We start from the raw sequence: 19,243 nt of genomic DNA, 5'->3' as shown, positions 1-19,243 counted from the left end.
CAGGGCAGCCTCGGAGCGCCCCCACCATCCAGTACGGCGGCGCACCCGGTTTGGGCGGCGAGTTCACGTCGACCGCCCGGTCATCTTGCGAGGATCGGATGCTGCCTTGTAGGGCTGCCCTCAAGAGGAGTGCGGTCGCTGAGCCTTGTTGGTCCGCCCACGCTAAGTTTGGCGGGCGGCCAGGTCTTCCTTAATCCGGGTCAGGTAGGGCCTCATGAGGGTTGCCCACCATTGGTCGGGGTCCTCTGCAAGCTTGGGGTGCGGGTGGATATGGGCGGGTGAGTAAAGCCAGCCTTCAAAGCCACGCACGAGCCGAGCGGCAGGCGGGTCGGGCGGCGGCCGCGGCACCCCTGTATCCTGAGAATGTAGTTCAAGGGCCCCGGCGGCCATCGACCAAGCCCGGTGTGCAGCCGGATGAGGGGTCTGGAAGCTGGGCCGCAGCCTTGGACGTCGTCGAATCGCCACCGCAATGGTCAGTCTGCGATCGGCTCCCGAATGCTCGGAATGGATCCTCTATCAGCATTGACACACCAGCCCCCGTAGGAATCCCGACGCCGGTCCCCAATCCCGTGCGCGCAGCTGCGGGGGATGAGCCGGCCGTTGTGACTTGGGCCGAGGCCGGGATCAGCATGACCGCGCGATGGCGGTCGGCGAACGGCAGACCGGCGCCGACGCGCGTCGAAGTGGTCTCCGACTCCCTCACGGCCGATGAGGCGAACCGGATGGCGTCACAGGGGATCGCGATGCTCTGGCACGGTGACTTCCACAACGCACGGCAGATCCTCAACGCCCTGGACCGGCGGATAGGCGCCGGAAAGAAAGAGATCGCAGCAACTCCGGCCGATAAGTTCTATCGGCACCGCCAGTCCCGCTCGCACCGTGCACGCGTTCTCGGCCTGCTGCTGATTCCTCTTGATCCGGGCCCGGTGGTGCCGCTGCGCCGCGCACCGGACATCCGGCAGGCCGCCGCTGAAGCGTACGGTGAGATCGGCGAATCTTCCATCGTGTCCCTGCACGAGCTTGTCGGGGCCATTGGCGCCCACGAGTGGCGACGTAATGGCGTCTACGTCGATGCCCTGCAGGGCCGTATCCACCCGCACTATGGCACGTTCTTCCCCACCCGCAGTGAGTATGTGGATCTCGTCGCCGCCGCTACGCTGCCCTCTGACACGCTGGCGTTCGACGTCGGAACCGGCACCGGGGTGCTCGCTGCCGTCCTCGCGCGCCGTGGCGTCCACCGCGTGGTGGCGACGGACAATGAACCGCGTGCAATCGCCTGCGCAGCTGAGAATTTCCGGAACCTCGGCGTCCAGGACCGTGCCGAGGCCGTCCTGACCGACATGTTCCCGCCCGGGCGGGCACCGCTTGTCGTGTGCAACCCTCCATGGATTCCGGCCACGCCGCATTCCACCCTGGACAACGCCGTCTACGACCCCGGGAGCAGGATGCTGTTCCGCTTCCTGAACGGACTCTCCGACCATCTGGAACCGGGCGGTGAGGGCTGGCTTGTCCTCTCCGACCTGGCCGAACACCTTGGCCTGCGGACGCGTGACGATCTGCTGGCCGCCATCACGGCGGCAGGGCTGAAGGTGGTGGAACGGTTGGACACCAAGCCAACGCATCCGAAGGCATCGGACCGCGACGATCCCCTGTTCGAGGCGCGCACGGCCGAGGTCACGTCGCTGTGGCGGCTCGTTCCCCGATAGTCGTTCCTGACCCATGCGGCTGCGCGGTCAGGGACGGGACCGCTACCTGGCCGCGCTCCCGTACTCGGTCAGGCCGTTCCTGATCGCGAACAAGGTGGCACCCACCCGGTTGGTTGCACCGATCTTGGTGTAGATGTGCTCCACATGGTTGCGGACGGTCTTCCGGGCGAGAAACAGAGCGCCGGCGATTTCGGCCGGTGTCATTCCGCGGCACAGCATGCTGAGGATCTCCACTTCCCGCGGTGTGAGTCCACCCGCTGGGGCATGCGGACGGCGGGGCTGCTGGCCGGCCGCCACGAGCACTGCCTCCACAGCTTCCGCGGCGAGCCTGCCGGCTGAAACCTCCTGCCGGAGCCTGGCAGCCGCATCACCCGGCGCGAGCACGGGCCGGTGCGGGCGTGGCTCCAGGGAGGCTTGGTAGGAGTCCGCAGCCGCCAAGATCCGCTGCTTTATCCCCAGCTCCGTTCCGCCAATCCCTCGCGGATAGCCGGACCCGTCGAGCCGCTCGTGGTGTGAGCCGGTGAGGGCCGCCTCGCCCTTCAGTCCGGGAACCCGGCTGAGGATCCGCTCTCCCAGATACGGATGCATTCGGATACGTTCCAGGTCCAGCCCGGAGAGGGGCTCCTTCTTATCCCACACCTGGTTGGACACCCCCAGCCGGCCCAGGTCGTGTACCCATCCTGCACGGCGGAGCTCCGTGACGTCGTCGGCCGGTAGCCCATGCTCCTCGCCCGCGGCGGCGGCGAGGGCCGCTACTGCACGGGAGTGACCTGCCGTGTAGGGAGACTTGAGGTCCGCGAAGTCGCCGATCGCTCGCAGCACCGCATCCAGCTCGTGGTCGGACAGGGGAGCGTCATTGGGAGCCAAGTCCAAGGCGGCCTGCCAGCAGTCGACGTCGAGGAGCCCTTCGGTGAGTGCCTCGGCCTGATCGATGAACAGCCTGGCCAATGCTGGATCGAACTGGCTGCCGCGGCGCGCCCGCACCATGGCCACCGCACCGGCTACGCCCTCCCTCCGCAGGAAGACCTCGGCCGTATCCGCGAGATGCATGATCCGCATCTCCAGCGGAATTTCCGGCCCCGCCACACCCTCCGGCAGGCCCTTGCCGTCCCACCGCTCGAAGGTGTGGGTGAGCAGTCCTGCCACGCCGTCGTCGAGCCCTACACTGCTGGCCAACACCCCGGCGGAGATGCAGTGCGAGGCAATCATGGTCCGCACCGCCCCGCTGCCCGTCGCCGCGAAACGCGTCCAGTAGGCAACGCGGGCGAGCGGCGGGAGGCCGGCGCCGGCGTGGCTGAACATGCCGACATACATGGGCAGGCCATGCTGGTCGCGGTTGTAGTAGTCGGCGCGGAAGGCGATATCGTCCGTGAACAGCGCGGCGAGTTCAAAGGAATCCGCGTGGCAGCCGATCCAGGCCAGCTGGTTGGCGTAGTAGATCCTGCCCTGGCCGGCGGCGTCAACCCCGGCCGCCCCCGCGATCCGTAACGCCAGCAGGGACGCCCGCAGCATGTGCTCCATCGGTTGCCCCAGCCCCAGGTCAATGGCGAGCGACAGTGCGGCCAGGACTTCGCTGCGGCGGGGGTCAGCCGATGACTGCTTCACACCTGCCATTCTAGGAAGCCGTCAGCCAAGGCAGTAAGGATAACGCGGCGGCCGTTATGCCGCCTGGTTCTTCCCGGTCCGTGCCGGGGCAAGACCTGGTCCGGCGCGATGGCCCGTGGACGGGAACCTAACGCCCACCTGGGCTCCGAACAGTCCACGTTGCGGAAGCCAGAAGTCCGCCAGGTGGTCCTGTACAGGCAGTAGGCCCGGGACTCCAGCGTCCTCACCCCGGACGGTGGCCTGGGAATCCGTCACAAGCCACAACTGCCGCGGCTGGGCCTGGAACGTCTGGCCGTTGGGCACCACACCCGAGACTTTCATCCTGCCCGCGCCGAGCAGCGGACCGGCGAATGCTCCCATGGCCCGGAGCACCAGCTCGTTTCGCCACAGGCTTTCCGGCATGCGTACGGCCATGGCGGTCAGCATCGTGGTGGGCGCGGACGTGCCCAGCTGCAGGCGCCAGTCAACAACGCCTGGAATCGTGATCACGGCGGTGAACGGCCCGCTCCACTGGATGTCGACGTCGGTCTCCACCGTATGGTGGACGGCCGTCCCGAAGTACCGGGCGCAGCTGAGCTCGGGCGCGGCGCTGGCGTAAATGGTCCACTCCCCGCCGGGCGTGCGGTGCCAGACGGAGCGGTAGCCGGGGCCAACGGAGCTCACGGGAAAATCCCGGAAGGCCAGGTAGTGGCCGCTGGTAAAAGGTAACCCCAGGACGGCGTAGCCGGCGAAATGCTCGGCAGCGTCTTCGGGAAGTTCTGCAAGTTTCGGCGTTGCCTCTGCTGATGACTGCGGCTGGTAGATGGTCATTGCCGCCTCCTTTTCTCTATGACCCGAGCCTATGGCCGGGCCGCAGCAAGGGCATGGGGCAACTGCCCCATTTTGTCTCGCACGCCCGGAACAATGAACCAACGGCGCAGTCTGCGAGGTCCCGCCGCCGCCAGGGTTATCTACCCCGCCACCGCCGCCTTTACCTCCTGCTTGGCCGCCATCCACTCGCTCAGCCACGGGGCCCGGACGCTCGACGTGATCCGGCAGTCGGCCACGAAGGTTCCCCTGGCGCCGGCGTCGATCCAGTCTTTGAGCGCCTCAAGGTCTGCGAGTGAGCGGATGATCGCCGACTCGGCACCGAGCGCGCGGGCGACGCCGCTGAAGTCTACTTCAGGGATCAGCATGGGCTTTTCAGTCAGGCCTTGGGAACCGTACTGGTGGATTTCGGCTCCGTAGGCGGCATCGTTGTAGATCACGACGACAGCGCTGTCCGCCGCCCCGATCAGCGATTCGAGGTCGGACAGGCCCATCAGGAAACCGCCGTCGCCGGAGGCCAGTACCAGTGTGCGGCCGTCCTCCACTGCGCGGGCTGCCCCGACGGCGCTGGCGAGGCCGAGCCCGATGGTCTGGTAGGCGGTCCCCACCATGACCAGGTCCTGGGGCCTGGGGATGTGCCAGTACATGGGTGCCCAGCCGAGGAAGTGCCCGCCGTCCTGGACCACCGTGCGTCGCTCCGGCAGCACGGAGTCCAAAGCGGTTGCGAGGGAACGCGGGTCCAGCCGGCCATCCGCGGTCTCGTCGGAGCCTGGGTGGTGGGCCGGTCCCTCGGCGAGGCGTTTGCGGGCTTCCGTGCGCCAGGCTTCTGCGGGGCTGGCGTCCGGCGAGGCCGGGCCATCCAGCATCTTCAGGATGCGTTCCGCGGCGGACTTCACGTCCGCACTGACGAACAGGTCCACCCGGGGGTGCGTCGGCTGCAGGGCGGTGTCGATCTGGATGACGGTGCTGTCCGGGCCGAGCAGGTGCCCGAACCGCAGGGTGAAGGGGCTCAGGCTGGCCCCGGCCACGAGGACCACGTCGGCCTCGCCCATGAGCCCGGCGGCGGTGTCCGTGCCGAAGCCGCCGGCGACGCCGAGGTACCCATCGCCCTGGAGCAGGTTGAGCGCCAGGGCGGTTCCGGCGGTCAGCGCGCCCAGTCGGTCGGCAAGCCCCCGGAGCTCCGGGCCGGCACCGGCGAGGTGCGCACCGCGGCCGGCGAGGATCAGAGGCCGCTTTGCCCCAGCGAGCAGGCGGACCACCTGCCCAAGGCCGGCGCCGCCGTCGTCCGTCAACTGGGGTGCCAACGGCGCCGGAAGCTCTTCATCTGCCGCCTCGAGTGCCGCGAGGTCGTAGGGAATGGCAATCACGACGGCGGTGCGCTTGGTGAGTGCGTACTCCACCGCCTGCCGGGTGATGGAGCCCGCGGCGTCGCGGGTGACGGTGAAGGTGGCCGCGCCGAGGCCTGCGGCGATGGCTGCCTGGTCCACGTCCTGGGGGCGGGCGCCGGTGCTCGGAGCATCCCCGGTGACCAGCACCACCGGGACCTGCGCCTGGACCGCCTCGGCCAGGGCGGTGAGCGCGTTGGTGTAGCCGGGGCCGTAGGTGGTGGTGCCCGCTGCGAGGCGTCCGGACGCACGGTAGTAGGCGTCGGCCGCGGCGATGGCGGCGCCCTCGTGCCGGACGGGGGAGAAGCGGAGGCCCAGCTTCTCCGCTGCGTCCAGGAAGTAGACGTTTCCGTTGCCCATGACACCGAAGAGATCGGTGAGGTAGCTGCTGAGAACCTGCGCCACGCGGCCTGAGACGGTAAGAGTAGTCATGCAGGAATCATGTGGGCTAAGTCACGGATCGACAAGAGAGTGTGTTTTGGTTGGGATATTTGGCAGCCGAAGGTGGCTTAGAGTGAAAATCTGCACACTTGTGGTGCGCGTCACCTCAACTCACGAGGAAGGGTGGGATTCCTGCCCTGAGAGCCGGGCCAGGAGGCCGTCGTACCGTGGCGGCATGAGTTCCAGCACGGAGATGGCGGTGCTGGTCCGCTGTATCCCCTCGATTTCCAGGATCTCGTTGGTGATGCGGTAGAGATCGGCCGTACTGCGGGCCACTACCTTCGCCATGAGGTCCGCGTCTCCGGTGGTGGCGTGCACCTCGATGACTTCCGGGATCGCGGCGAGGCCGTCTTCAACTGCGCCTGTCCGGGTCTGGCTGATGGACAGCGAGAGGAAAGCCATTAGGTCATAGCCAAGCGCGGCGGGATCCAGCCTCCGGCTGAAGGAACGGAGGGCGCCGCTGCGCTCGAGCCGTGCCAGCCGGGCGTGGACTGTGTTCCGTGCGACGCCGAGCGTGCGGGAGAGTGCCAGGGCGCTGGCTTCCGGATCCTTGTCGAGGGCCAGGATGATCCTGCCGTCGAGGGAATCCAGGGTGCGAGGGGTCGGGATGGTCATATTTTCACCGCAGTCACTAGAAGTTGAGCAGAAGTCCCAATTGCCTGAGGGTATCTTGCATTGTGGGGCGGATCACAATCATGATCGGTCCTCATGACCCGTGATCAACTCCTGACCGCACCGGACACCGCGCTCCCCACCCTTCGTGGTGCAGTAGCCGGACTTCCGTCCTACGTCCCGGGCCGGCGTGGCGCCGGCGCGGACATCGCAGCCCTCGCCAGCAACGAAAGCCACTACAGTCCACTGCCCGCTGCCGCCGCTGCGGTGGCCGAAGCGGCTGGCACCATGAACCGCTACCCGGACAGTGCCGCCGTCGAACTCCGCGAACGGCTCGCCGGGCACCTGGGCGTCACTGCCGGGGAGGTCGCGGTGGGGCCCGGCAGTGTGGGCGTCCTCCAGCAGATCATCACCGGACTGTGCGACGCCGGGGATGAGGTGATTTTCGCCTGGCGCTCCTTCGAGGCGTACCCCATCCTGGTTGAGCTGGCAGGCGCCCGGCCGGTCCGCATCCCGCTGGACGACGCGGAGGGCCACGACCTCGAGGCCATGGCCGCTGCCGTCACTGACAGCACCAAAGTGATCCTGCTCTGCACCCCCAACAATCCCACCGGCGTGCCCATCAGCCATGAACGCATCGAGGCCTTCCTGCAATCCGTCCGCTCCGACATCCTCGTGGTGATCGACGAGGCCTACGTGGAGTACGCCGAAGCGGGCAGCGGCCCCGATTCCCTGGCGCTCTACCGCCGCTACCCGAACGTCTGCATCCTGCGCACCTTCTCGAAGGCGTATGGGCTCGCCGGCCTGCGTGTGGGATACGCCGTGGGGGCGCCGGCCATCGCCGAGGGACTGCGCCGGACCGCCCTTCCCTTCTCGGTGAGCGCGCTGGCACAGAAGGCGGCCATCGCTTCGCTGGACGCGGGGGAGGAGATGGAACTGCGGGTGGCCGCGGTCAGGCAGGAACGCGTCCGGATGGCAGCGCAGCTGGAAGCCCAGGGCTGGAAGCTCCAGGCGAGCCAGGGCAATTTCCTGTGGATCCGGGCCGATGACCACCTCCGGGCGAGGCTGGTGGACGCGTTCGACGCCGCCGGCATCCTGGTCCGGGCGTACCAGGGCGACGGCGTACGGATCACCGTTGCCGATCCCGCCTCCAACGACCGCGTGCTCGGGCTCCTCGAAGCCCACGCAGCCTGACAACTCCTTTATCCCTTACTACTCCGTTCCACCTACAACCAGAGGAATCCCCATGGAACAACAGACAAAGACGTCTGTCCGCGCCCTCGGCGCGGCCCTTAAACCCCGCCAGCTCACCATGATGGGCCTGGGAAGCGCCATCGGCGCCGGCCTGTTCATCGGCTCGGGCGCGGGCATCCAGGCTGCCGGCCCGGCGGTGCTGATCTCCTACCTCGTGGCCGGCACGCTCATCATCCTAGTGATGTGGGCCCTCGGCGAGATGGCGGCCGCCAACCCGGACAGCGGCGCGTTCTCCGTCTACACCGCAAAGGCTTACGGGCCGGTGGCCGGTGCCACGGTGGGCTGGCTCTGGTGGCTGCAGCTGGTGGTGGTCATTGCGGCTGAAGCGCTCGGTGCGGCAGGCCTGCTGGCCACCATCTTCCCCGCGTTGCCGGTGTGGCTGATGGCCTTCGTGTTCATCGTGGTGCTCACCGCCGTGAACCTCACCAGTGTGAAGAACTTCGGCGAATTCGAGTTCTGGTTCGCCCTGCTCAAAGTGGTTGCAATCGTCGGGTTCCTCCTGGTGGGCGCTGCCCTGCTCTTCGGCTGGCTGCCGGGCGTCCAGTCGCCGGGCCTGTCCCACTTCACCGGGGCCGGATTCGCGCCCAGCGGGTTCGCCGGTATTGCCACGGCACTCTTCGTGGTGGCCTTCGCATTCGGCGGCACCGAGATTGTGTCCGTGGCGGCAGCTGAGACCGCCGAGCCTGCCCGCAGCGTGAAGAAAGCGGTCCGCACGGTGCTGTGGCGCATCCTGGTCTTCTACATCGGTGCCATCTTCGTCATCGCAGCCGTGGTTCCCGTCGGTTCGGCAGGGCTGAAGAGCCCGTTCGCCGCTGTGCTGGACGCCGCCGGCATGCCCGGCGCGGCCACCGCCATTACCCTGGTAGCCGTGGCAGCACTGCTCTCCGCCCTCAACGCCAACCTCTACGGTGCATCGCGGATGGCGTACTCCCTCGCGGAGCGGGGTGAGGCGCCACGCCTGCTTGCCTCGGTGTCCAAGGCGCGTGTCCCGGTTGTCGCAGTCCTGGCCAGCGTCGCTTTCGGTGTTGTCACGGTGGTGCTGGAGTTGGCTTTCCCCGAGAAGGTCCTTCCCGTCCTGCTCAACATCGTGGGTTCGACGTGCTTGCTGGTGTGGACGTCCGCGCTCCTGGCCCAGCTCGCGCTGCGGCTACGCGCCGACCGGGAGGGGACGGAGCTTCCCCTGCGGATGCCCGGCTTCCCGTGGCTCACGTGCTTTGGCTTGGTCATCCTCGCAGCGATCTTTACCGTGGGCTTCATCGGCGAGGATTCCCGTCCCCAGCTCCTGAGCACGTTCGGACTCGTGGCGCTTCTGGTGGTGGCGAACTGGCTGCGCCACCGGAAGGGCAAGGTTTCGCCGGTTGTCGAAGCTTCGGTTGGTGCCAAGCAGCCGGTGCTTATCGACTGAATCAGGTGCCCTGAACGAATTCGTTCAGGGCACCTTAAGGGCGCGTCCGGCTTTGGCCGGGCGCGTCCTTCGCGCTACTGCTGCGCAGAGTGGGCTGTAATGGGGCCCCTATCCCACCCCTCCGGCACACCAGAGGGCTCGGAAGTGAGGCAGAGATTTCCCGAGCACTGGCCCAAATGAGGATGGGACCCCGTCTAACGTAAAACTCGTCGGCCACCGAATGGTGAGGTGATCCAATCGCAACATGACCGGCTCCGCTTACTTCGGTAGGTGCAGGGCCGGTCTTCGTTTTAGCAGGTGGGCGCCACTTGGTCGAGGAGTTTGAACGCGCCGCGACCTGCCAAGCCAGGATCCACGAATACAATCACCAGAGATCCAGGCGGCACCGGCGGGTTCTCATCTATTAGCCGCGTCCCCACCTTCCGCAGAGGTGCAACCACAGAGGAGTAAGCGATGACGAATATCGAGAGCATCACGCTGGAGGCGGAGCTCGTCGGCGAGGACGCCACGCGTGACATTGCAAAGGCAGTCAGCGCCCGTCACTCGATCGCTCGCAAGTACGTTATGAGGCTCCGCCGGCGGCATCCGGACGCAACGCCCGCTGAGGTGATCCAGATGTTGGAGCGTCACTACGGAACCTCGATCACCACTGCTGGTGCCCTCATCAGCGCCGGCGCGATCGCGGCTGACATTGGTATCGCGATGATTCCCGGAGTCGGGGCGGCAGCGGCCGGCATGAAGAGTGCAGGACAACGGGCTGCCAAGAAGACTGGCAAGGAAGCCGTCAAACTTGCCGCAAAGAGCGCTGCGAAACAGGCCGCAAAGAACATGGCGCTGGGCACTGCGAAGAACGGTGCACAACGAGCCGCTGCTCTCCTTCCCGCAGGAGATGAGCAGTTGCAATTCGAGATCACCGCGGTATTCGCGCTCGCGATTGCCGACATTCACGGAATGGACCTCGACAAGGACCAGGCCCTCGCCCTTGTCTACGGACTCTCGAACGAACGCGTGAGCCAGAAGCAAATCGCCACGATGGCGACAGACCTATCGAGCGCGTCGCCTGAAGGCGTCGTCGGCCTCGGCAACAGGATCTCTGCTGACCGCACGGACTGGTCGCACTGGGCGAACACGCTCGCAGACACCCTCCCTGGAGGCGCCGCACAGAGCTTGGTTCGGACAATGGAAACGGGTCAGTTGGACGCAGTGCGCGAAAATTTGAGCGGAAAGCAGCAGGCAACGATTGAATACGGAGTTGGAGCCTTGGCAGGAGGAGTCACGCGCTTCGTGTTCGGTCGCGACGTCATCGTCGCCGCCCGAGCAGCATTCGCCGATGCCCCAGATATGTTCCCCGAACATCTGGCCGTTCCTATAGAGACTGGCGCCGAAGACCGCGACGTCGACCAGAACCGAGCTCTCGCAGCAATGGAAGACGCCGCAAAGGTGACGGGAAACTGGATTGCTGGCACTGCCGGCACAGTCGGAGGCGGCGTTGCCACCGGCGCTGTGGCAGTCGGCGCAGGGGTGGCAACCGCAGCCGATACGGTAACGCGCGCGTTCCGGAGCGTGGACATCGACGGTGACGGGATCCCAGATGAGCCCCAGGCCCTCACCGCGGTAAAGGGTGTTGGTGGCGCCATCGCCGGTACAGCAGGCAGCGTCGGCGGGAGTGTTGCAGGCTTGTTCAAGCGGAAGAAGCGCAGCGAACAGGCGACGGACGGGTCTGAGACCGGGAGTGAGGAAGCGGTCGAGCAATAACCCCGGAAATTAGTAGGCCGCGCAGCGTGGTCCCGTTGCGTGTGGTCGTTCTGAGCTGCTGTTAGCAGCCGCCGCCGCGGGCCCCGATCGGATCACCTAGGCCTCCACCGGGAGGTTGACCTCGGGCAGCCCGAGTTGCTGGCCCTGGTAGGTACGCGTTGACGGGCAGTCCCAGCAGCGCCATGAGGATAGCCGGGCCGGGATGCTGCCGAGCTCGCCGTCGCCTAAGCGGGTGACAGAACGGACGATGTCATGGTTTTCCGGTGCGCACTTGGCAGCAGCGCCGTGGAACTGCCAGGCGGCCTTGAGCTCGTCCCCTACGGCGGCCCACGCTTGGCGTCATAACCGAGCTTTACGACCGCTAAGGCATGGCGCATCTCGTCCGCGCGGGCCGCGCGGGTCGGCCCCGGTTAACCTGGCTCACCAGCAGCCGGTGTGCCTGGTACTTCTCCGTGATCGTGTGCCCCGGCTGTAGGAATGCTCGTTGCAGCAGAGGTTAATCATCAGGACTTGGAGCACTGAACGGCGGGTGCGGACGGCTGAGTGTGGCCATCAGCACCCGCCGCACGACTACTTGGTTACGTGGACGACAACGGCTTTGCTAAGGGGTTGCTTAGCGCCCGGGTTATCGATTCCGGTCACTGTCCAGTTGCTCAGCAAGAGGACTGTCTTGCCTGAATCGGCGTTGTAGATGACGTTCTCGAATCCCAAAGCAGCCAGGTCCTCGTCGAGCGCCTGAGCGTTCATGCCTTGAACTGCAGCCGGAATTACGCCCCTCTTCGGCGGAGCGGGAACGGCAGGTGCGGCCGCTGCCGCAACTGGTGCTGCGGGCTCGGCTGTCACCATAGCCGTTACAGTCGCGGTGGCGGTTTCCGTCACAGTCATGGTTTCGGTGACAGTCGGAGCAGTTTGGGGCGTATTCCCTCCCGCGCATCCTGATAAGGCAAGACACAGCAGGCCCGTCAGGGCCAGTTCTTTCTTCATTACTCCCATTTTCATTTCTTCTAGAGTTTCCAGCCCACTCGCGGGGCTTGATCGATTCATTCGTTCCGCGAGACTTGTAGGCCATTCCGGCGGGGATGTGTGCCCGGCTGAACCTCTGCCAAGAATCTGCAAATTTTGGCGCCATCGGCTTGAGGTCTAGGCGACCGCATAGTTCCATCTGCATTGGCTGCGGCCTCGAAGCCAACACAGATGGAACTAGGGCGGGAACTTAGAGACCCGTCTTGCTCACTCCGTACTCGGCCTGCGCCGGGCTGAAGCCCTCGAAGATCAGTTGGTCTTTCAGTCCGGCACGGGAGAAGGACTGGTATTCGAGGTAACTCTTGGCGGACTTGGCTGCCTGCTCGTTCCAGTCGACTGTCACGCGGTCCACGGCCCACTTCGCATCCGGTGCCGAATACTTCTCGAACTCCAGTTGCTTGATCAGGCCTGTGCGCGAGAAGGCTTGGTAATCGAGGTAGTCGCCAGCGGTCCGCAGTGCGTTTTGCTGACTGGTCGTCCCAGCTTCAGCGGCAGCCTTAGCAGCAGTGTCAGCGTCGGCTTTGGCTTTGGCAGCAGCGTCAGCATCAGCCTTGGCTTTAGCGTCAGCCTCGACCTTCGCCGCCTTAGCAGCAGCGTCAGCGTCAGCCTTGGCCTTAGCGTCAGCCTCAGCCTTGGCGACGGCGGGATCCACGGTTGCCGTCTCGGACGGGGCCGCAGCAGCGGTCGCACGGGCGGAGCCGCTCACGGCGGAGGCAGGGGAGGCGGACGTGGTGGCAGCGCCGGCGCGGCTGGCATTGATGATGATGCTCAGAAGGAGGAAGGCGGCGGTGACGATCAGGGCAATTTTCTTGTGCTTGCTGTAGCCCTCCAGCGGTAGACCTTGCTTATCGCGGGTCTTGTTTGCTAGTAGGAGGATGAGGTCGATCAGGGCCCATATTCCCAGACCCCCCAGAGTGACCAGCTTGAGGATGCCCGTTCCGATCTTGCCCAGGTAGAACCGGTCTACGCCGAGAAAGCCGAGGAGGAGGGACAACAACCATGTCACGAGGAACGACTTGTTGCTCTGTTGCGCCTGTCCGTAGCCCGGAACCGGCGGATAGGGGGCAAGATTCGGGGATTGGCTCATGAGAGTCCTTTCATAGGACACCTGACCGACGTGCGATGCGTAGCGTGCGGAGTGGGTGCGGTGATGGACGCGCAGAGAGGGAACCCGGTGCGGAGCGCGGGCAGCAGAGGAGATACATCGCCCCAGCCAACAGTTACAAGCATGTTCGCTTCCCCCAATAGCGTCACGGGCGTATACCCGCATAACGGATGTTACATTGCATCCCCGCGATCGAATGCAAACGCATCGGAAAGTGTCATCTCGCTTTTTTCGGAAAGTGCCGGCGTTCAATATGGGTAAGCAAGTCGGCGTGCCGAGGCGGAGACCCCTCGGGAATGATAAGTCTCAGCCGTTCTGGATCAGGTAGACACTTTAAGTCATGAAAGTGCACTCAGAATTCGGACGAGGTTCCGCTCAAACGCGGCAGCACCATTGCCATCGGGCGCTGGGACCCGAACCAAGGGCGGCATTCCCATGGAAGGAATCACTAGATCACGCAAAGCGTCGTTGTATGCTCTCTGGCGCTGGCGGCCGCCGGGAACGAATGCGGACGCTGCCTTGTTGAGGCGGTACGTGTCCGCTTTTCGGCGGAACATTGTGCACAGCTCCAAGTACTCTTCGGAGTCGAAACCTAGGCTGGTGTCTTGGGGATAGTGGGCAAAGGTCTGCATGCGGAAGGTAGTGAAATGCTGAATCTCATCGACCTCGATCATCGTCCCAGTGGGTGGATGGATGAAGTCACCCGGCAGAGCAGTTGCCCGCTTAGCTGATTGGGCTTCACTGTCGCCGCCAAGGTCGTGGAAGATCTTATCCAATGGGATGATGGCGGCCGCCGCAATATCGGGCACGCCAAAGTGCCCGCGCTGATTCAGCCAGGGTTGTTTGTATCGGACCAGCTCTATACCTTCGTGGGCAGCTGCATCCAAGAACGCTTTTTCACAATCTCCGACAGGCATTTCCACATCCTAGAGCCGCTTACCGATGGCAGGAACGATGCCCTCGATGCTGACGTCACTGGGCGGGAAGCAATAGTTCAGGCAGATGCAGCTGTGTCGGCATCCGATGCCCTTCGGTTGCCTTCGCTGCCGGTCAGAACCTTGATCCCAGTGGTCATAGAATCATCGGCGCCTATTGCGGCGGAGACTTGCGGCGCCTGGACAACCGATGGACGGGTCTCCCATGGGTGTGCGGACGGCCCCGGATCGCCGCGCAGCACGGCCTGTCGTGTGAGGACCGTGCCCGTTGGGAAGTAAAGTCCGGTTCATGGAAACGAATGTGGAGACTCACGTAGACGGTAGGTTGCAGTCGTTGATTGAGGCAGCTGAGCGGGGAGAGCGTTGCCCCGATATTTATGTTCTCGTCGGCAGTTGGGTCATTCAGGGCCTCCCGGTCAGCACGGCTGAGTTCATGAACATCACCTACGGCGACTACTACCGGCAAGTGGCAGACACGCGGGATGCGCGCAAACTGAGCAGGAACCCGGATGAACGGGACCGTCTGATAAGTCAGCATCTAGCCCCGTACATGGCAACCTTCGGCAATGGCGGCCCCCAGGACGGCCTGGCGTTAAGCGTCGCGCACGCATCCGTCTCGGGCTCGACCGGCCCAATCCTCCACGTGCCGGCCCTGCGAGTACCGATCGGAGCCGTTCAGTCGTGGTGGTCGGCAGGATTCACCGTAGACCAGAATCGCGGTTACAACGGCGGCGTCGCGGTCGGCTTCGCTTTCTAGTCGCGGGCCGACTTGATTCGGCCGACTCGAGGCGCCTTCGTGGCGTGGCCCTTTCCTGTATCGCCACCGGGTGGCGCGCAGAAGAGCTAAAGGGGCAGGCCCCGTCTGTGCCCTAGTCCATGGCGCTGAGGTAAGCGCTCTTTCCGGGACTACGGTATGTGACGCGTTTTGATGTGGCGAGACTTCGTGCCTCGTCATCGAGTTGGGACTGTAAAACCGCCAGATAGAACTGGTATTTTTCCGGTTTGATGCCGGATTTGTGCAGAAAGAGATTGCATGCACCAGCCATACGGGCCAAGTGATCGAAGGCGCCGGAATTTGGTGTGAGCTGAATACGAGCCTCCCTAATGAGCCCGCGGGTGTCGAGTACGGACTCCTTGCATCGGCCGAAGTCTGCGGCAGTTGCTCGGAGATCCGCGATAAGCGGAGTGCCGACATTGAGAGCACGCTTCAAACTCAAATCGAGGAGGAGGCCGTTTAAGGCTGCGGCCTCTTTAAAGTGTGCCTGGCTCCGGCTCGCCAACCAGTTGCTTAGCAGGGCAATCGTGGCCCCCGCCACAGTGCCGATAAAACCTATTGCGATTTGCTCCCAGAAGTCCATGTGATGACAGTAGTGTGACCAGGCGAGCCACAGAAATTAAACGACATTGCGGCTGTCAGAAGACCCGCGTCCGTTGCCAATTGGACTTGTGACGCTTGCGAGGAACATCAAGAGTTGTCGATGTTTCCCAAGAAACGCGGACAGCCCTTGTCGACTTAGCGGGTCAGTCTCGTAGCACCCACGCGGCGTTGTTGGGCTGCAGCCAGCCTTCCTGATCCAGCGGGGTGGCGCTGAGCAGCACTGTCCCGGCGGGGAGTTTGACCGGCTCGGTGCCCATGGCGACGGCGACAAGGAAGTTTGCGTTGCGTTCGCAGATCAGCAGGTTCCCGACCTCGACTCGCCAGGTGCCGCCGTCGTCCGCGGTGAAGACCGCGCTCTTCCAAAGCTGCTGGCGCAGCTCGAGGGCGGACTTGGTGAGGTCTAGAGCGGACCCTAGGTTCTTCCGCTGTCGCTCAACGGCGTAGTTCCCCCAACCTTCCGGGATGGGCAGCCACGGCTCAGCGGCTTGCCCGGATGCCGGATCACCGAGCGAGAAGCCGTGGTTCAGCGCCGCGTCTTCGGTCCACGGCAGCGGGACGCGGGCGCCGTCGCGGCAGACACCGCCGCGGGCCCACATCGGATCCACCCGGGCCTCCACCGGGACATCGACCTCGGGCAGCCCGAGTTCCTGGCCCTGGTAGAGGTAGGCGGCGCCGGGCAGTCCGAGCAATGCCACGAGGGCCGCCCGGGCCCGGGCACTGCCGATCTCACCGCCTCCGAAGCGGGTGACGGAGCGGACGATGTCGTGGTTTTCCAGCGCCCACGTGGGCGCGGCGCCGTGCAGATGCCGGGCGGCTTCGAGTTCGTTGCCGACGGCGGCCCACGCCTCCGGTTCCCAGCCGAGTTTCACGAACGCGAAGGCGAAGGCCTGGTGCATCTCGTCCGCGCGGGTGTAGCGGGCGGCGCGGGCAGGCTCAAGGTTGACCTCGCCGACCAGCAGCCGGTGCGGCTCACACTTCTCGGCCAGGGTGCGCCAGCGGCGGTAAACCTTGTGGACGTCCTCCTGGTCCGAGACCTGCGGATTGGACCGCAGCCCGTCCACCACGCCGCCGGTAGAGGGCGAGTCCGGCAGCCCCTCGGCCTTGAACAGCGCATGCGCGACGTCGATCCGCAGCCCGTCCACGCCCTTGTCGAACCAGAAGCGCAGCACGCCGTCGAAGTAGTCGCCGACGGCGGGATTGCGCCAGTTCCAGTCCGGCTGCCCGGCCGAGAACAAGTGCAAGTACCACTCCCGGTCCGTCGCGGAGTCCGGGTTGGCGCGGCTCCAGGCCTGGCCGCCGAAGACGCTCTGCCAGTTATTCGGCGGGACATCGGCATCGGGACCCGGAACAAAGTGGAACATGTCCCGCTCCGGTGAGCCCGGCCCGGCCGCGAGGGCCGCCTGGAACAGCGGGTGCTCCGAGGAGCAGTGGTTCGGGACGACGTCGAGCAGAATCCGCAGGCCTAGCGCGTGGGCCTGCTTCAGGAGCGAGTCGAACTGTTCCATGGTGCCGAACAGCGGGTCCACGCCGCAGTAATCGCTGACGTCGTAGCCCTGGTCCACCTGCGGGGAGGGCTGGAACGGGGTCATCCAGATGCCGTCGACGCCGAGGGCGGCGATGTACGGCAGCCGGGCGATCAGGCCGGCGAGGTCGCCTACGCCGTCACCGTCGCCGTCGGCGAAGGAGCGCGGGTAGACCTCGTAGATCACGGCGGACTGCCACCATTCGGGGGCCGGCGTAAGTGTGGTTTCCTCCACAGGATTCACACTCATTTGCTCGCGCCCGCCGTCAGGCCTTCGACGATCCGCCGCTGGAAGATCAGCACCATAATGACCAACGGTACGGTGACGATCACGCCGGCGGCCATCTGCTCTCCGAAGGGTGCCTGGAATTCGGTGGCGCCGGTGAACTTGGAAATCGCGACCGTGGCGGTCTGGATCTTGGGGTCGTTGATCATGGACAGCGCGATGATGAATTCGTTCCAGCTGTGGATGAAGGTCAGGATCGCGGTGGTGAAGACGCCCGGCGCGGCGAGCGGGAGCAGGACCCGGCGGAACGCCTGCCACTTGGTGCAGCCGTCGATCATGGCGGCTTCCTCAAGGTCGAACGGCAGGGCCTTCATGAACGTGGTGAGGTTCCAGACCGCCAGCGGGATCGCGAAGGACAGGCTGGGCACGATCATGGCCTGGTAGGTGTTGATCCAGCCGAGGTCCGTGAAGAGGCGCAGCAGCGGCACCACCACGGAGATGCCGGGGAACATCGACGTCGCGATGATCACGCCCAGGATCATCGACTTGAAGCGGAAGTTCAGCCGGGAGATCGCGTAGGCGGCGAACACGCCGAGCAGCAAGGCGAACACCGTGGTGGTGCCGGCCACGATCAGGGAGTTCAGCAACGCCTGGCCGAACATGGTGGAGCCGTCGAACACCTTGGTGTAGTTCTCCAGCGAGAACGGCGCCGGGAGAAGGGTGTTGTCGAAAATGTCCGCGGTGCGGCGGAGGCTGGAGACCAGCATCCAGTAGAACGGGGCCAGGCAGTAGGCGAAGATCAGCGCCAGGCCCAGGTACACCGAGTAGGAGCGCCACGTGCGCTGCGTTTTCGGCTTGCCTGTGTTCGATTTGCCAGAGCGGCCGACGGCGGCGGCTGCGTCGGGCGCGGCGGTGCCGGAGGCGCTCGGTGCACCGGAGGCAGTGGCGGCGTTGCGGAGGTCGGAGATGGTCATCGGGTGGCCTCGGCCTTCTCGGTGCGGGTTGCCTTGGAGCGGGACTTCTTCGAGATCAGCTTCAGTTCTTTGGCGCCGGTGACGTCGGCGCCGAGCACCTTGACGAAGACGATCGCGACGACGGCGACGTACAGGAAGAGCATGATCGCGAACGCGGAGGCGGAGCCGTAGCGGAGCTGGTTGGACTCGTCCCAGGCGAGCATGGAGAGGGTTTCCACGGATTCCTTGCCGGGGCCGATCAGCACGAAGGGCAGGTCGAACATGCGCAGCGCGTCGAGCATGCGGAACAGCACGGCGACCAGCAGGGTGGGCTTGACCAGCGGCAGGGTGATGGAGCCGAGCTGGCGCCACCAGCCGGCGCCGTCGATCTTGGCGGCTTCGTAGACCTCGCCGGGGATGACCTGCATGCCGGCGAGGACCAAGAGGCCGATGAACGGGGCGGTCTTCCAGACTTCGGCGATGATGATGGCTGCGCGGGAGGCGTTGCCCTCGGCGGTCCAGAGGATTTCGCTGCCGAGGAGGGTGTTGGCGATGCCGTCGGACTGGAAGATCCAGCGCCACAGCAGGCCGGAGACGGCGGTGGGCACGGCCCAGGGGACCAGGATGCTGGCGCGGAGGAAGGACCGGCCGCGGAAGGCGCGGTTCATGGCAAGGGCCAGGCAGAGGCCCAGAACGGTCTCGAGGAACACCGTGGTGACGGTGAAGAACGTGGTGTTGCCGAGGGCGTTGAGGAAGCGCCGGCCGGTTTCGCCGACAAATAAGTCGGCGTAGTTGGCCAGGCCCACGAAGGATTCGACGTCGGCGACGAAGCCGTCCGCGTCCAGTCCGGATTCGGCGCGGTAGAGGGACTGGTGCACCGCGGCGAGCAGCGGGTACACGATCACCAGGGCCAGCACCAGGAGGGTGGGGGAGAGCAGCAGCGCGGCCATGCGGCCTTCGCCGGGAGTGCGGGTGCCGCGGTTGCCGCGTTTGCGCGGGCTGGCGGGTTGGGGCGTGCCGGTCTGCGCGCCGGCGGGCGGGGCGGTCGTCGTCGTCATTCTGGGAACCTCACTGGAGTTGCTGCTGCCGGGCTGGCCGGAGTGAACCGGCCGGCCCGGCAGCAGCTACGGG

Annotated in this window: 16 protein-coding genes; 5 read left to right on the top strand and 11 right to left on the bottom strand. The window is 65.4% G+C overall.

The window, feature by feature from the left end; translation table 11 throughout:
- Nucleotides 1-602 precede the first annotated feature (602 nt).
- Nucleotides 603-1,706 (top strand): N5-glutamine methyltransferase family protein, encoded by a 1,104-nt coding sequence (locus BLR03_RS14810; protein WP_254788515.1) that lies wholly within the window; start codon nt 603-605, stop codon nt 1,704-1,706.
- A gap of 42 nt (nt 1,707-1,748) precedes the next feature.
- Here BLR03_RS14810 and BLR03_RS14805 read toward each other — a convergent pair whose 3' ends face one another.
- The 4 genes from BLR03_RS14805 to BLR03_RS14790 form a co-directional block, all read right to left on the bottom strand.
- Complete coding sequence (locus BLR03_RS14805; protein ID WP_254788514.1) at nt 1,749-3,311, bottom strand: HD domain-containing phosphohydrolase; 1,563 nt, start codon at nt 3,309-3,311, stop codon at nt 1,749-1,751.
- A 54-nt stretch (nt 3,312-3,365) separates the two neighbouring features.
- Nucleotides 3,366-4,121, bottom strand: a complete 756-nt coding sequence (locus BLR03_RS14800; RefSeq protein WP_091253944.1) for a hypothetical protein — start codon at nt 4,119-4,121, stop codon at nt 3,366-3,368.
- Nucleotides 4,122-4,261: 140 nt separating this feature from the next.
- Nucleotides 4,262-5,935, bottom strand: a complete 1,674-nt coding sequence (locus BLR03_RS14795) for a thiamine pyrophosphate-binding protein (protein ID WP_091253941.1) — start codon at nt 5,933-5,935, stop codon at nt 4,262-4,264.
- 120 nt (nt 5,936-6,055) lie between these two features.
- Nucleotides 6,056-6,559 (bottom strand): Lrp/AsnC family transcriptional regulator, encoded by a 504-nt coding sequence (locus BLR03_RS14790; RefSeq protein WP_091253938.1) that lies wholly within the window; start codon nt 6,557-6,559, stop codon nt 6,056-6,058.
- A 93-nt stretch (nt 6,560-6,652) separates the two neighbouring features.
- Between BLR03_RS14790 and hisC the strand changes: the two genes are divergently transcribed.
- The 3 genes from hisC (at nt 6,653) to BLR03_RS14775 (ending at nt 10,970) form a co-directional block, all read left to right on the top strand.
- The gene (hisC, locus tag BLR03_RS14785) at nt 6,653-7,750 is read left to right on the top strand and encodes a histidinol-phosphate transaminase (protein ID WP_091253936.1); all 1,098 of its coding nucleotides are present in this window, start codon (nt 6,653-6,655) and stop codon (nt 7,748-7,750) included.
- A gap of 52 nt (nt 7,751-7,802) precedes the next feature.
- Nucleotides 7,803-9,215, top strand: a complete 1,413-nt coding sequence (locus BLR03_RS14780; RefSeq protein ID WP_091253933.1) for an amino acid permease — start codon at nt 7,803-7,805, stop codon at nt 9,213-9,215.
- Between the two features lie 453 nt (nt 9,216-9,668).
- Nucleotides 9,669-10,970, top strand: a complete 1,302-nt coding sequence (locus BLR03_RS14775; protein ID WP_091253931.1) for a hypothetical protein — start codon at nt 9,669-9,671, stop codon at nt 10,968-10,970.
- Between the two features lie 570 nt (nt 10,971-11,540).
- Here BLR03_RS14775 and BLR03_RS24060 read toward each other — a convergent pair.
- The 3 genes from BLR03_RS24060 to BLR03_RS14765 form a co-directional block, all read right to left on the bottom strand.
- Entirely contained in the window at nt 11,541-11,954 is a 414-nt protein-coding gene (locus BLR03_RS24060) for a hypothetical protein (protein ID WP_139184568.1), read from the bottom strand.
- A 229-nt stretch (nt 11,955-12,183) separates the two neighbouring features.
- Entirely contained in the window at nt 12,184-13,080 is an 897-nt protein-coding gene (locus BLR03_RS14770; protein ID WP_091253928.1) for an Ltp family lipoprotein, read from the bottom strand.
- Between the two features lie 356 nt (nt 13,081-13,436).
- Nucleotides 13,437-14,015, bottom strand: a complete 579-nt coding sequence (locus BLR03_RS14765; protein WP_175460568.1) for a DUF7255 family protein — start codon at nt 14,013-14,015, stop codon at nt 13,437-13,439.
- 307 nt (nt 14,016-14,322) lie between these two features.
- On the opposite strand from BLR03_RS14765, the gene BLR03_RS14760 reads away from it, so the two are divergent.
- Nucleotides 14,323-14,790 carry a hypothetical protein gene (locus BLR03_RS14760; RefSeq protein ID WP_139184567.1) on the top strand — a complete coding sequence of 156 codons (468 nt, stop codon included), beginning with the start codon at nt 14,323-14,325 and terminating at the stop codon, nt 14,788-14,790.
- Nucleotides 14,791-14,902: 112 nt separating this feature from the next.
- Here BLR03_RS14760 and BLR03_RS14755 read toward each other — a convergent pair whose 3' ends face one another.
- From BLR03_RS14755 to BLR03_RS14740, 4 genes are all read right to left on the bottom strand, one after another.
- A complete protein-coding gene (locus BLR03_RS14755; RefSeq protein WP_091253922.1) occupies nt 14,903-15,391 on the bottom strand; it encodes a hypothetical protein in 489 nt (162 codons plus the stop codon).
- A 163-nt stretch (nt 15,392-15,554) separates the two neighbouring features.
- A complete protein-coding gene (locus tag BLR03_RS14750) occupies nt 15,555-17,183 on the bottom strand; it encodes an alpha-amylase family glycosyl hydrolase (RefSeq protein WP_091253919.1) in 1,629 nt (542 codons plus the stop codon).
- The gene (locus tag BLR03_RS14745) at nt 17,180-18,133 is read right to left on the bottom strand and encodes a carbohydrate ABC transporter permease (protein ID WP_091253915.1); all 954 of its coding nucleotides are present in this window, start codon (nt 18,131-18,133) and stop codon (nt 17,180-17,182) included. Before BLR03_RS14745 ends, BLR03_RS14750 begins: the two co-directional genes overlap by 4 nt.
- Nucleotides 18,130-19,170: a carbohydrate ABC transporter permease gene (locus BLR03_RS14740; RefSeq protein ID WP_254788513.1), complete on the bottom strand. Its 1,041-nt coding sequence runs from the start codon at nt 19,168-19,170 to the stop codon at nt 18,130-18,132. Before BLR03_RS14740 ends, BLR03_RS14745 begins: the two co-directional genes overlap by 4 nt.
- Between the last annotated feature and the right edge of the window lie 73 nt (nt 19,171-19,243).

It is taken from the genome of Arthrobacter sp. ok909, assembly GCF_900104405.1.
GTDB classification, from domain to species: Bacteria; Actinomycetota; Actinomycetes; order Actinomycetales; family Micrococcaceae; genus Arthrobacter; species Arthrobacter humicola.
This window is presented reverse-complemented; position numbering and strand designations above follow the sequence as displayed.

Coding starts and splice junctions, on each gene's coding strand:
- BLR03_RS14800 (WP_091253944.1), bottom strand. CDS start 4,121: ATGACCATCTACCAGCCGCAGTCATCAGCAGAGGCAACGCCGAAACTT.
- BLR03_RS14795 (WP_091253941.1), bottom strand. CDS start 5,935: ATGACTACTCTTACCGTCTCAGGCCGCGTGGCGCAGGTTCTCAGCAGC.
- BLR03_RS14790 (WP_091253938.1), bottom strand. CDS start 6,559: ATGACCATCCCGACCCCTCGCACCCTGGATTCCCTCGACGGCAGGATC.
- hisC (WP_091253936.1), top strand. CDS start 6,653: ATGACCCGTGATCAACTCCTGACCGCACCGGACACCGCGCTCCCCACC.
- BLR03_RS14780 (WP_091253933.1), top strand. CDS start 7,803: ATGGAACAACAGACAAAGACGTCTGTCCGCGCCCTCGGCGCGGCCCTT.
- BLR03_RS14775 (WP_091253931.1), top strand. CDS start 9,669: ATGACGAATATCGAGAGCATCACGCTGGAGGCGGAGCTCGTCGGCGAG.
- BLR03_RS24060 (WP_139184568.1), bottom strand. CDS start 11,954: ATGAAGAAAGAACTGGCCCTGACGGGCCTGCTGTGTCTTGCCTTATCA.
- BLR03_RS14770 (WP_091253928.1), bottom strand. CDS start 13,080: ATGAGCCAATCCCCGAATCTTGCCCCCTATCCGCCGGTTCCGGGCTAC.
- BLR03_RS14765 (WP_175460568.1), bottom strand. CDS start 14,015: ATGCCTGTCGGAGATTGTGAAAAAGCGTTCTTGGATGCAGCTGCCCAC.
- BLR03_RS14760 (WP_139184567.1), top strand. CDS start 14,323: ATGGAAACGAATGTGGAGACTCACGTAGACGGTAGGTTGCAGTCGTTG.
- BLR03_RS14755 (WP_091253922.1), bottom strand. CDS start 15,391: ATGGACTTCTGGGAGCAAATCGCAATAGGTTTTATCGGCACTGTGGCG.
- BLR03_RS14750 (WP_091253919.1), bottom strand. CDS start 17,183: ATGAGTGTGAATCCTGTGGAGGAAACCACACTTACGCCGGCCCCCGAA.
- BLR03_RS14745 (WP_091253915.1), bottom strand. CDS start 18,133: ATGACCATCTCCGACCTCCGCAACGCCGCCACTGCCTCCGGTGCACCG.
- BLR03_RS14740 (WP_254788513.1), bottom strand. CDS start 19,170: ATGACGACGACGACCGCCCCGCCCGCCGGCGCGCAGACCGGCACGCCC.